This is a genomic window from Enterobacter sp. JBIWA003 (assembly GCF_019968825.1).
In the GTDB taxonomy this organism is placed as follows: Bacteria; Pseudomonadota; Gammaproteobacteria; order Enterobacterales; family Enterobacteriaceae; genus Enterobacter; species Enterobacter quasiroggenkampii.
The window spans coordinates 3920113-3932522 of the sequence record NZ_CP074170.1 but is presented as its reverse complement, the minus strand read 5'-3'; the positions used below and the strand labels follow the sequence as shown (position 1 = coordinate 3932522).

14 protein-coding genes are annotated in these 12410 nt (G+C 58.8%); 7 read left to right on the top strand and 7 right to left on the bottom strand.

What is annotated here, in order from left to right; genetic code table 11:
- Window positions 1–122: 122 nt before the first annotated feature.
- Window positions 123–1637 carry a nitric oxide reductase transcriptional regulator NorR gene (gene norR / locus KGP25_RS18965; protein ID WP_223539484.1) on the top strand — a complete coding sequence of 505 codons (1515 nt, stop codon included), beginning with the start codon at window positions 123–125 and terminating at the stop codon, window positions 1635–1637.
- Here the strand turns inward: norR and gutQ are convergent.
- From gutQ to srlA, 7 genes are all read right to left on the bottom strand, one after another.
- A complete protein-coding gene (gutQ, locus tag KGP25_RS18960; RefSeq protein WP_069720350.1) occupies window positions 1634–2599 on the bottom strand; it encodes an arabinose-5-phosphate isomerase GutQ in 966 nt (321 codons plus the stop codon). The genes norR and gutQ overlap by 4 nt on opposite strands.
- The gene (locus KGP25_RS18955; protein ID WP_032640855.1) at window positions 2592–3365 is read right to left on the bottom strand and encodes a DNA-binding transcriptional repressor; all 774 of its coding nucleotides are present in this window, start codon (window positions 3363–3365) and stop codon (window positions 2592–2594) included. Before KGP25_RS18955 ends, gutQ begins: the two co-directional genes overlap by 8 nt.
- Window positions 3366–3428: 63 nt before the next feature.
- On the bottom strand, window positions 3429–3788 hold the full coding sequence (gene gutM / locus KGP25_RS18950; RefSeq protein WP_045908515.1) for a transcriptional regulator GutM: 360 nt from the start codon (window positions 3786–3788) through the stop codon (window positions 3429–3431).
- Window positions 3789–3880: 92 nt separating this feature from the next.
- Window positions 3881–4660, bottom strand: coding sequence for a sorbitol-6-phosphate dehydrogenase (gene srlD / locus KGP25_RS18945; protein ID WP_023294411.1), 780 nt, complete (start codon window positions 4658–4660; stop codon window positions 3881–3883).
- Between the two features lie 14 nt (window positions 4661–4674).
- The gene (gene srlB, locus KGP25_RS18940) at window positions 4675–5037 is read right to left on the bottom strand and encodes a PTS glucitol/sorbitol transporter subunit IIA (RefSeq protein WP_223539483.1); all 363 of its coding nucleotides are present in this window, start codon (window positions 5035–5037) and stop codon (window positions 4675–4677) included.
- A gap of 12 nt (window positions 5038–5049) precedes the next feature.
- Window positions 5050–6009, bottom strand: a complete 960-nt coding sequence (locus KGP25_RS18935; protein WP_039025237.1) for a PTS glucitol/sorbitol transporter subunit IIB — start codon at window positions 6007–6009, stop codon at window positions 5050–5052.
- Entirely contained in the window at window positions 6006–6569 is a 564-nt protein-coding gene (gene srlA / locus KGP25_RS18930) for a PTS glucitol/sorbitol transporter subunit IIC (RefSeq protein ID WP_003862164.1), read from the bottom strand. The genes KGP25_RS18935 and srlA overlap by 4 nt, the downstream gene beginning before the upstream one ends.
- A gap of 251 nt (window positions 6570–6820) precedes the next feature.
- Between srlA and mltB the strand changes: the two genes are divergently transcribed.
- From mltB to recA, 6 genes are all read left to right on the top strand, one after another.
- Window positions 6821–7921, top strand: coding sequence for a lytic murein transglycosylase B (gene mltB, locus KGP25_RS18925; protein ID WP_045908517.1), 1101 nt, complete (start codon window positions 6821–6823; stop codon window positions 7919–7921).
- A gap of 300 nt (window positions 7922–8221) precedes the next feature.
- Entirely contained in the window at window positions 8222–8875 is a 654-nt protein-coding gene (locus tag KGP25_RS18920; RefSeq protein WP_223539482.1) for an ATP-binding cassette domain-containing protein, read from the top strand.
- On the top strand, window positions 8872–9732 hold the full coding sequence (locus tag KGP25_RS18915) for a metal ABC transporter permease (protein ID WP_111967743.1): 861 nt from the start codon (window positions 8872–8874) through the stop codon (window positions 9730–9732). Before KGP25_RS18920 ends, KGP25_RS18915 begins: the two co-directional genes overlap by 4 nt.
- A gap of 14 nt (window positions 9733–9746) precedes the next feature.
- A complete protein-coding gene (locus tag KGP25_RS18910; protein WP_223539481.1) occupies window positions 9747–10625 on the top strand; it encodes a metal ABC transporter substrate-binding protein in 879 nt (292 codons plus the stop codon).
- A gap of 129 nt (window positions 10626–10754) precedes the next feature.
- Window positions 10755–11252 carry a nicotinamide-nucleotide amidase gene (pncC, locus tag KGP25_RS18905; RefSeq protein WP_045908520.1) on the top strand — a complete coding sequence of 166 codons (498 nt, stop codon included), beginning with the start codon at window positions 10755–10757 and terminating at the stop codon, window positions 11250–11252.
- Window positions 11253–11341: 89 nt separating this feature from the next.
- Window positions 11342–12400: a recombinase RecA gene (gene recA, locus KGP25_RS18900; protein ID WP_024907698.1), complete on the top strand. Its 1059-nt coding sequence runs from the start codon at window positions 11342–11344 to the stop codon at window positions 12398–12400.
- Window positions 12401–12410: the final 10 nt, after the last annotated feature.

The following is a 12410-nucleotide window of genomic DNA, read 5'->3' as shown; positions in this document are numbered from 1 at the left end:
ACTTTTAATTTATTGATTTTTATATATTTATATTTTAATGATCCGTAATGGTTAGTCATTTTGACTATCAAAAGCAGTGTCACTATGACAATATGCATTGTCAAAATGACAGCGAGGCAGAAATGAGCTTTTCCGTAGACGTGCTGGCGAAGATCGCCATTGAGCTGCAAACCGGTATCGGCCATCAGGACCGCTTTCAGCGGCTGATCTCCACGCTGCGCCACGTGCTGGCGTGCGACGCTTCGGCGCTGCTGCGCTACGAAGGGCGGCAGTTTATTCCCCTGGCGATCGACGGCCTGGCGAAGGACGTGCTCGGGCGGCGCTTTACCCTTGAAGGCCATCCACGTCTGGAGACCATTGCCCGCGCGGGTGACGTGGTGCGTTTCCCGGCGGACAGCGATCTGCCCGACCCGTATGACGGGCTGATTCCCGGACAGGAGAGCCTGAAGGTGCACGCCTGTATTGGCCTGCCGCTGTTTGCCGGGCAAAATCTGATTGGGGCGCTGACCCTCGACGGCATGTCGCCGGACCAGTTCGATACTTTCAGTGATGAAGAGTTGCGCCTCATTGCGGCGCTGGCTGCCGGGGCGCTTAACAACGCGCTGCTGATTGAACAGCTGGAGAGCCAGAATATCCTTCCCGGCAGCCCGGCGGCGTTTGAGCAGGTCACGCACACGGAGATGATTGGCCTCTCTCCGGGCATGGTGCAGCTCAAAAAAGAGATTGAGATTGTTGCCGCGTCCGATTTGAACGTGCTGATCTTCGGGGAGACCGGCACCGGCAAGGAGCTGGTGGCGAAGGCAATTCATGAAGCGTCGCCGCGCGCGGTCAATCCGCTGGTGTACCTCAACTGCGCCGCGCTGCCGGAAAGCGTGGCGGAAAGCGAATTGTTTGGTCACGTCAAAGGGGCGTTTACCGGCGCCATCAGCAACCGCAGCGGCAAGTTCGAAATGGCCGATAACGGTACGCTGTTTCTGGATGAAATAGGCGAGCTCTCTCTGTCGCTTCAGGCCAAACTTCTGCGCGTATTACAGTACGGCGATATCCAGCGTGTGGGCGATGACCGCAGCTTAAGAGTGGATGTGCGCGTGCTGGCGGCGACCAACCGCGACCTGCGTGAGGCGGTGCTGGCCGGGCAGTTCCGCGCCGACCTGTTCCACCGCCTGAGCGTGTTCCCGCTTACCGTGCCGCCGCTGCGCGAGCGCGGGGACGACGTGGTGCTGCTGGCGGGCTATTTCTGCGAACAGTGCCGTCTCAGGATGGGGCTTTCCCGCGTGGTGCTGAGTCCGGGGGCGAGGGCGCATCTGCTGAGCTACGGCTGGCCGGGCAACGTGCGCGAGCTGGAACACGCGATTCACCGTGCGGTGGTGCTGGCGCGAGCGACGCGTTCGGGTGATGAAGTGGTTATACATGCCCGGCATTTTGCGCAGCAGGATGAAACCGCACCCACGATTGCCCATGCAGCTCCGGAGATAACGAGCGAAAACCTGCGTGACGCGACAGAGGCGTTTCAGCGTCAGATGATTATCCGCGCGCTGGATCAGAACAACCGCAACTGGGCGGCGTGCGCCCGGGCGCTGGAGATGGACGTCGCCAACCTGCACCGGCTGGCGAAGCGTCTCGGGCTGAAGGGTTAGATAATCCCGGCCTGATAGAAATCCTGCAGGTTGATGGCGCCGCACAGCCTGCCAGTGTCATCCACCACCGGTGCGGCGGTGATTTTGCGCTTCATCAGCACCTCTTTGGCTTCAATGGCGCGGCTCTCGGCGTTCAGCGTCAGCCCGCCCTGGGTCATGGCGTCCGACACTTTGGTTTCCAGCTTGCCGCCGCCCACCAGCCAGCGGCGCAGGTCGCCGTCGGTGAACACGCCTTTGACGTACCCGTCGTCATCGCACACCGCCACCAGCCCCAGACCGGTGCGGCTGAGCTCCAGCATCGCGTCCATGACGCTGGTATTGAGTTTGACCTGCGGAATCGCATCGTCAGTGCGCATCAGGTGGTGAACCTTGTTGAGCAGGCGTGCCCCGAGCGCCCCCGCCGGATGCGAGCGGGCGAAATCTTCTTCGTTAAACCCGCGCGCCTGCATTACCGCCATCGCCAGCGCGTCGCCCATCATCAGGGTATTCACGGTGCTGGAGGTGGGGGCGAGGTGCATCGGACAGGCTTCACGCTCAACGGAAATATCCAGCGTCGCTTTGGCGGCCAGCGCCAGGGGCGAGCGGGATTTCCCGGTCATCGCCAGCAGGGCAACCGATTTTTCCTGCAGACGTGGAATAATGAGATCCAGCTCTTTCGCCGAACCGGAGTAGGAGATAAACAGCATCACGTCGCGGCTTTCAATCATTCCCAGATCGCCGTGCAGCGCCTCTGCAGGATGCACGAAGAAAGCCGGGGTGCCGGTGCTGGCCAGCGTCGCGGCAATCTTTTTGCCGATGTGGCCGGATTTACCGATGCCCGCCACGATCACTTTGCCTTCGCAGTGGATAATGGTGTTGGCGGCACGGACAAAATCCTCGCCCAGACGTTCCGGCAGGCGGCTGGCTTCCTGCAGCTCCAGCATCAGCGTCTGGCGGCCCGTTTCTAACAGAAAATCACTCATCTCTCTCTCCGGTTACGATCACGTCGATGCCTTTCTCTTCCAGCGCTTTTTTGAACGCCGGATCGATACCTGCGTCGGTAATCAGCTTGTCGACGCTTTCCAGGCTACAGACAATGTTGGGGCTTTTGCGGCCAAACTTCGACGAGTCTGCCATCAAAATCACTTCCCGCGCGGCGTTGCACATGGCTTTACTGACGCTGAACACTTCGTTGAACGTCGTGACGCCCGCGTTCAGATCGATGCCGTCGGTGCCCATGAACAGTTTATCAAAGCTGAAGTGGTCGAAGGCGTTCTCCGCCAGCTGTCCGTGAAATGAGGCGGATTTTTTGCGGAAGGTCCCGCCGGGCATCAGGATGGTCTGCTCGCTGTCGAACTCCGACAGGGCGTTGACGATGTGCAGGCTGTTGGTCATCACCGTGATGTTGTTAAAGCGGCTGAGCAGCGGGATCATCTGCAGGACGGTACTGCCGGCATCCAGAATGATGGAGTCGCCATCGTGGATAAATTTTACGGCGGCTTCGGCAATCAGCGCTTTCTGGTGGGTATTGATCAGCGTTTTGTGGTCGATAGGCGGATCGGCTTCGTCTTTATTGAGCACCACGCCGCCGTAGGTTCGAATGACGGCGCCAGAGTTTTCGAGCAATACGAGGTCCTTGCGTATCGTTGTGCCGGTGGTGTCAAAGTAGTGGGCCAGATCCTCTACCGAGCATTTTCCCTGCTTTTGCAGATGCTCAAGAATGGCCGCCTGGCGCTGACGAGGTTTCATAGGCGCTTCGTTCCTTAGGTTGCGAAATGATAATTTCGCAAGTCTAGAGCTTTCACAACGAAATTATCCATGTTTCAGATTAAGCGCTAATGATAGTGCATTCTGACAGAGTGGATCATGGGGAAAGATCACATCAGGCTGTAATTCCTGCAGCGAAATGCCGTTGATTGCCTGGATTTTCACCGGACGGGCAAAGACGGTCATGCCGCGCATGATGAGGGAATCGCAGACGTTATTGTTTTCATCCAGCGCAATAGCCACGACGACGCGTGGTTTAAAGCGTCCGCCGGAACGTCCGACGCCCACGCGGCCTTTCTGGCACAGGGCGTCAAACGCGCGGTTAAATTGGTGAATTTGCCAGCCGCCGAACGCCATCTGACAGAGCCAGGCGAGGGCGGCGACGGTGATGAGTGCGGTAACCATATCTGCTCCTTTAATGGCCGGGTGGCGGCTGCGCCTTACCCGGCCTGCGGGGATGGTAGCCCCGGTAAGCGCAGCGCCACCGGGGAATGAACTCAGAACATCACCTGCCCGCCAGTGACGTTAATCGACTGTCCAGTGCAGTACGAGGCTTTCGGGCTGGCGTAAAACAGCAGCATGTTCAGCACGTCCTGGTAATCGCACCCGCGCTTGAGCGGCACTTTATCGATGTAGTACTGCTCCACTTCTTCCGCTTTGATGCCGAGCTTGGTGGCGTACTGCGGCAGCAGGGACTGGAACATCGGCGATTTCAGCAGGTTGCCGAGCATTAGCGAGTGAACGGTAATACCGTATTCGGCCAGATCCAGCGCCAGAGACTGCGTCAGCCCCACGCCGCCAAACTTCGCCGCGCTGTAGCCGGAGTTATGCTTGCTGCCCACTTTCCCTGATTTTGAGTTGATCTGAATGATGCGCCCCTGAATGCCGTCGCGGATCATCAGACGGGAAAACTCGCGGGCACAGAGGAAATAGCCCACCAGATTGACCTGCAGCGAGCGGTCAAAATCCCCCAGCTCGAAATCGCTGATAAAGGCCGCTTTCGCAATTCCCGCGCTGTAGACCAGCAGGTCGGTACGGCCAAAAATCTCGTCCACGCCGCGGGCCAGCGCCATCACGCTCTGCTCGCTGGTGGCGTCGGCGCCAAACCCGTACGCCATTCCTTCACCAAACTCGGTGTTGATGGTGTCCGCCACACGGGCGGCTTTTTCACTCTGGATGTCCACTACCGCCACGCGGTAACCCTCTGCGGCAAGCCCACGGCAGAGGAACTCGCCTAAGGTTTGTCCCCCACCAATGACAACGGCAACCTGACTCATGTCTATCTCCTTAATTACGCAACAAATTTTAACGTGCAGCCTGGGGTGACAGCCTGCGGAGCCGGACCCTCAACGTGAACCGTGCCGGGATACTCCGCCTGCGGCTGGCCGTCGAAACGCAGGGTGATGTGGCCCAGCTCGCGCAGGTTTTGTTCAGCGACGTCGCCGACGGCGGTCACGGCATAGCGCGCCTCGCCCAGCTCCAGCTGGCTCCCGGCCTTCAGCTCACCGTTCAGCTCGCCGTGGCAGTGGATGAAGCAAAACTCTTCGATATCAGCAGGCGCCCCTTCGCGAAAGGTGATCAGCATCTGGTCGCTCAGCGCGTCGGCGGCGCTCTGGCCGATGCGGGTAATGGTGGTCTGGTAAATCACGGTCATGGCAGGCACCTCTTATTGATAAATAAAGCCGGAAACAAACCAGGCAATCAGCACCGTCGGCGCACCCGTCAGGAAGCGGCTGACCAGCACAGACGGCACGCCCACGCGCACGGTGTCCTGGCGCGCTTCGGCCAGCGACAGCCCCACAGGGATAAAGTCGCAGGCCGCCTGGGCGTTAATGGCAAACAGGGCGGGCAGGGCGAGGTGCGGGGGAATGTTCCCCAGACCAATCTGCACGCCAATCAGCACGCCGATGACCTGAGCAATCACCGCGCCCGGGCCGAGGAACGGCGACAGCAGCGGGAAGGAGCAGATCAGCGCCAGCGTCACCAGCCCAAGCGGGTGGCTGGCGAGCGGGGCGAGGCCATGGGCAATCCAGTCGCCCAGGCCGGAGGCCATGATGATGCCGATCAGCGCCGAGACGAACGCCATAAATGGCAGAATGGTCTTCAGCACCGTGTCGATGGTGTCGCGCCCGGACTGGAACAGCACCGCCACGGCGGACCCCATCCCCATCCCGACTTTCGCCAGCAGGCCATCGCTCTGCTCGGTAATTTTCTTGCTGGTGTCGTACTCGCGCGGAGCCGCTTTTTGCGGTGCAGACGTCCCCTTCACCAGGGTGATGTTGTCTTCCTTAACGCCTGAGACATAAATGTCTTCGAGGATGTACTGCGCCAGCGGGCCGGATTTCCCGGTGGAGTGAATATTTACCGTCGGAATGCGGCGCTTCGGGTAGATGCCGCAGCGCAGCGTGCCGCCGCAGTCGATCACCGCCACGCCGATTTCCGCCTCCGGCGGTTCCCCTTCTTTGAAGCCGTCGACCGCTTCCCAGCCCGTCAGCTCGCGCAGCCTGTCGACGATCGCCGGGCGGGTACCCGCGGTGATGTAAACAATCTTTTTGCCTTCGGTGGCGTCGAACTCCAGCGGGCCGCCCCAGCCGCCCGTGCCTTTCTCAATGCGGATCCGGTTCATGCTGTGGCTCCTGAAAGATGGACCTTCTGTTCAAGCTGGATGCCCATTTTTTTCTCAAAAATAGCGGTGGTGAGGTCGGTCACCCAGCCGCGGAAGAAGTTGGTGACCAGACCGACCAGCAGGTAGCTCACCGCCAGCGGGCCGAGCGGCAGGCCAAGCGTGGTAAGGCCGCTGGCGATCCCGAGATAAACGAACAGCTCGCCGGGGTTGATGTGCGGGAACAGGCCGTTCATCGAATGGCAGCTGTAGGAGGCGGCGGCGTAATAGCTCGGCTTGTACTTCTCTGGCATAAAGCGGCCGAGGCTTAAGGTCATCGGGTTGCAGAACACGAAGGTGCCGATAAAGGGCAGTATCAGGTAGCGGGACAGCGGGTTTCCGGCGCAGCGCTGGGCGAAGCGTTCAATACGCTGTTGCCCGATAAAGTTAATCAGCGCGTTCATGATAACCAGCAGGCTGATCAGCAGGGGCAGGATCCCGGTCACCATGCCGGTGAACACTTCTCCGCCTTTCTGAAACAGCCCGATGAACCACTCGGCGCCGTGGGTGATGGTTTCTATCATTCTTCTCTCCTGTAGGGCGTTTGTTTTTGTCTATCTGCGGCTAATAATAATCACTTTGAAAGGTTTTAAAGTGTTAGTTAGATCTCACAATGAAAGAAAAATGTATTATTTTGAAAGTTAATTGGCGTGGTGAATGATTTTCGGGGGAAAAAATCACGGATTTGCGTTGGGGAGGTGCGTACCGCTTCCTTGAGGTGTTGCGGATGCTTTACCATACTGGGTTCTTATCGAACCCGTTAAATGGATGTCTCATGTTCAAGCGTCGTTATGCAGCGCTGTTGCCTGCGCTTATTCTGCTGTCTGCCTGTAGTAGCAAACCTAAGACCGAAGCCGTTCAGCAAACGGCGGGCGCGCCTTCCGGAGGATTCCTGCTGGAGCCGCAGCACAATATGATGCAGATGGGCGGCGACTTCGCGAATAACCCGGCGGCCGAGCAGTTCATCGATAAAATGGTGAGCAAACACGGCTTTGACAGACAGCAGCTGCACGAAATTTTGTCTCAGGCCAAGCGTCTGGACTACGTGCTGCGCCTGATGGACAGACAGGCGCCGACGGCCCAGGTGCCGAGCGGGCCAAACGGGGCGTGGCTGCGCTATCGCAAACAGTTCATTACCCCGGACAACGTGCAAAACGGCGTGGCGTTCTGGAATCAGTATGAAGAGGCGCTCAACCGCGCGTGGCAGGTGTACGGCGTACCGCCTGAAATCATCGTCGGGATTATCGGTGTGGAAACCCGCTGGGGCCGCGTGATGGGCAAAACCCGCATCCTGGACGCGCTGGCGACGCTCTCCTTTAACTATCCGCGCCGCGCGGAGTATTTCTCTTCCGAGCTGGAAACCTTCCTGTTGATGGCGCGTAACGAACAGGACGATCCGCTCGATCTGAAAGGGTCGTTTGCCGGCGCGATGGGCTACGGCCAGTTCATGCCGTCGTCCTATAAACAGTATGCCGTCGACTTTAACGGAGATGGCCATATCAACCTGTGGGATCCGGTGGATGCCATCGGCAGCGTGGCGAACTACTTCAAAGCGCACGGCTGGGTGCCGGGCGGCCAGGTGGCGGTGCAGGCGAACGGTCAGGCGCCGGGGCTGGAAAATGGCTTCAAAACTAACTACAGCATTTCGCAGCTGACCGCGGCAGGCTTAACGCCAACGCAGCCGCTGGGCAATGCACAGCAGGCGAGCCTGCTGCGTCTGGATGTTGGAACGGGCTATCAGTACTGGTACGGACTGCCGAACTTCTACACCATCACCCGCTATAACCACAGCACCCACTATGCGATGGCCGTATGGCAGCTGGGGCTGGCGGTATCGCAGGCCCGCGTGCCGGCGGCGTCACCGTTTAGTCAGTAAGTTACCCCGACGGGTAGGCCGGGTAAGGCAACGCCGCCACCCGGCATGGCTGCGCACACAGTGCGGCCTGATGCCCTCTCCCATGGGAGAGGGCGTTTTGCAGAAACATTTCGCCACACTCCCTTTTCAAACCTGCCATTTACATCTTAACCACCTTTCATTATTGTTATGTTATAACATTTAAACTGGTATCGAGATGTCAACGTCCCTTTTTTCTCTGTCTGCTCCGGTTCGGCTTTTGCTGGCGCTGGTGCTTATTGTCGTTCTCGGGCTGGCCGTGCGCTGGGCGGTGGCGTTGCCATGATTGTGATGAATGAACTGGTCGCGGGTTATGAACGCCAGCCCGTGACGCGGCCCCTCTCGGGCACGATTGCGCGTGGAAGTATGACCGCGATTGTCGGCGCTAACGGCTGCGGGAAATCTACCTTACTGAAAACGCTCGCCGGGTTTATCCCGCCCGTAAGCGGCAGTTTTCGCTGGCAGGGAAAGCGTCCGGTGATTGGCTGGCTGGCACAGCGCCACGCGCTGGAGGCGCAGTTTCCGCTAACCGTTCGGGACGTGGTAAGCATGGGCTGCTGGCCTGGCATTTCGCTGTTTTCCGGGTTTCGCCGCGAAACGCGGCTGCGCATTGCCAGCGCGCTTGAGCGCGTCGGGCTGGAATCCATGGCGTTATCCACCATCGATGAGCTCTCCGGCGGCCAGTTCCAGCGCATGCTGTTTGCCCGCGTCCTGGTGCAGCAGGCGCCGCTGGTGATGCTGGATGAGCCCTTTACCGGGGTCGATGAGGCCACCTGCAACGTGCTGATGGATGTGATGCTGGAGATGTATATGCAGGGGCAAACGCTGCTCGCGGTACTGCACGACAGCGAGCGCGTGTCGCGCCACTTCCTGCAGACGTTACGGCTGGATGCTGACGTTCCTCAATGGAAAACCGGGCGGGTGAGGGTGGCATGATCTGGCATCTCTTTTTTCAGCCGTTTATCGAGTACGGCTTTATGCGCCGCGCGCTGGTGGTTTGCCTGGCGCTCTCGGTCAGCACCACCGCGCTTGGCGTGTTTCTTCAACTGCGCCGGATGAGCCTGATGGGCGATGCCCTTTCTCACGCCATTTTACCGGGCGTCGCCGTGGGATACTTGCTCAGCGGCATGTCGTTGCTGGCGATGAGTATCGGCGGTTTTATCGCGGGCATTACCGTGGCGCTGCTGGCCGGTCTGGTCAGTCGCCGCACGCCGCTTAAGGAAGATGCCAGCTTTGCCGGGTTTTATCTTGGCTCACTGGCGCTGGGGGTTACGCTGGTGTCGCTTCGTGGGTCGAATGTCGATCTGCTGCATTTGCTGTTTGGCTCCATCCTCGCCGTGGACAACGACGCCGCGCTGTTTGTCACGGGCGTGTGCATCTTCACCCTTATCGTGCTGGCGATGTTCTATCGCGGGCTGGTTACCGAAGCGTTTGACACCGCCTGGCTACAGGTGAACGCCCGCTGGCTGCCCGGCCTGCTGCACGGACTGTTTCTGGCGCTGCTGGTCCTTAACCTGGTGGCCGGTTTTCAGGTGCTCGGCACGCTGATGGCCGTTGGTCTGATGATGCTGCCGGCTGTGGCGGCTCGCTGCTGGGTACGCACGCTACCGGCGTTACTTCTGATGGCGGGCATCAGCGGTATTTTCTGCGCATGGCTGGGGCTGAGCCTCTCCTGGGCGATGAGTCTTCCGGCCGGGCCATCCATCGTGCTCACCGCCAGCGCGCTGTTCTTTATTTCCATTTTACTGGGTACGCGAAGCAGGCTCGCTGGCAGTCTGCGGGCGTATTTTTAACGCAAGGGGAAACGATGAAACGTACAGGATTAGCAGTGGCGCTCGCGCTGGGGATGATGTCGCACGGCGTGATGGCGAAAACGCTGAATGTGGTCACCAGCTTTTCGATACTGGGGGATATCACCCAGGAGGTGGGCGGTGATCACGTGAAGGTGACGACGCTGGTGGGGCCGGACGGCGATCCGCATACCTTCGAGCCGTCGCCGAAAGACAGCGCGGCGCTGAGCAAGGCCGATGTGGTGGTGGTAAACGGCCTGGGGCTGGAGGGCTGGCTTGACCGTCTGGTGAAAGCCTCCGGGTTCAAAGGACAACTGGTCGTTGCCTCAACCGGGGTGAAAACCCACACGCTTGAGGAAGATGGAAAGACCGTGACCGATCCACACGCGTGGAACAGCGCGGCGAACGGGGCGCTGTATGCACAAAATATTCTGAACGGGCTGGTGAAAGCCGATCCGCAGGACAAAGCCGCGCTGGAAGCCTCCGGTAAAACCTATATCACGCAGCTTAACCAGCTGGATAGCTGGGCCAAAACGCGCTTTAGCCAGATCCCGCAGGCGAAGCGTAACGTGTTGACCAGCCATGACGCGTTCGGCTATTTCAGCCGTGCCTACGGCGTGAGGTTTATGGCGCCGCAGGGACTGTCCTCCGAGAGCGAGGCCAGCGCGGCGCAGGTTGCTGAGATTATCAATCAGATCAAAGCCGACGGCGTAAAAACCTGGTTTATGGAAAATCAGCTCGATCCGCGTCTGGTGAAGCAAATTGCATCAGCGACGGGCGCGCAGCCGGGGGGCGAGCTTTACCCCGAAGCGCTGTCGGCCAAAGGCGGGGTGGCAGACACCTACGTTAAGGCGTTTCGCCACAATGTGAATACGCTCGCCAACAGCATGAAATAACTTTTCCACGGCCGGTGCGCCCGCACCGGCTTTTTTCTGAAGCACCCTCGTAAAACCCGAAGCGCATCCCCACATCTGACGAGAAAGTGCTATCTTGTGCAGCACGTTTTTCTGATGCCTGGAGCGAGAATGACTGACCATGAATTGATGCAGCTTAGCGAGATAGTTGGCCTTGCGCTTAAGCAACGTGGGGCGACCCTTACCACCGCTGAGTCCTGCACCGGCGGCTGGGTGGCGAAAGCGATTACCGACATTGCCGGCAGTTCCGCCTGGTTTGAACGCGGATTTGTGACCTACAGTAACGAAGCTAAAGCACAGATGATTGGCGTGCGCGAATCCACGCTGGAACAGCACGGCGCGGTCAGCGAACCGGTGGTCATCGAGATGGCGATTGGCGCGCTCAAAGCGGCGCGTGCAGATTTCGCCATTTCCATTAGCGGCATCGCGGGGCCGGACGGCGGCAGCGACGTGAAGCCTGTCGGCACCGTCTGGTTTGGTTTTGCCACCGCGAAAGGCGAAGGGATCACCCGCCGGGAGTGCTTTAGCGGCGATCGCGAAAGCGTGCGTCGTCAGGCAACCGTTTATGCGTTAAAAACGCTCTGGCAACAATTTCTACAAAACACTTGATACTGTATGACCATACAGTATAATTGCACCAACAGAACAGAAATCCACGGTGAAGCACAGTCGCTTCTCCCGGCATGACAGGAGTAATAATGGCTATCGACGAAAACAAACAGAAAGCGTTGGCGGCAGCACTGGGCCAGATCGAAAAGCAATTCGGTAAAGGCTCCATCATGCGCCTGGGTGAAGACCGTTCCATGGATGTGGAAACCATCTCCACCGGTTCGCTTTCTCTGGATATCGCGCTGGGCGCTGGCGGTCTGCCTATGGGCCGTATCGTAGAGATCTACGGGCCAGAGTCCTCCGGTAAAACCACCCTGACGCTGCAGGTCATTGCCGCAGCACAGCGCGAAGGTAAAACCTGTGCGTTTATCGATGCCGAGCACGCGCTGGACCCTGTGTATGCCCGTAAGCTGGGCGTCGATATCGACAACCTGCTGTGTTCTCAGCCGGACACCGGTGAGCAGGCGCTGGAAATTTGTGACGCGCTGGCGCGTTCTGGTGCCGTTGACGTTATCGTGGTCGACTCCGTTGCTGCACTGACGCCAAAAGCGGAAATCGAAGGTGAAATCGGCGACTCTCACATGGGCCTCGCGGCACGTATGATGAGCCAGGCGATGCGTAAGCTGGCGGGTAACCTGAAGCAGTCCAACACGCTGCTGATCTTCATCAACCAGATCCGTATGAAAATCGGCGTGATGTTCGGTAACCCGGAAACCACGACCGGGGGTAACGCCCTGAAATTCTACGCTTCTGTCCGTCTGGATATCCGCCGTATTGGCGCGGTGAAAGAGGGTGAGAACGTCGTCGGTAGCGAAACCCGCGTCAAGGTTGTGAAGAACAAAATCGCTGCGCCGTTCAAGCAGGCTGAGTTCCAAATCCTCTACGGCGAAGGTATTAACTTCTTCGGTGAGCTGGTTGACCTGGGCGTGAAAGAGAAGCTGATTGAAAAAGCGGGCGCCTGGTATAGCTACAACGGTGACAAGATTGGTCAGGGTAAAGCGAATGCCATCTCCTGGCTGAAAGAGAACCCGGCTGCGGCGAAAGAGATCGAGAAGAAAGTGCGTGAGCTGCTGCTGAACAACCAGGACTCCACGCCAGATTTCGCGGTTGATAGCGCGGATGCTGAAGAAACTAACGAAGACTTTTAATTCTTTCGTT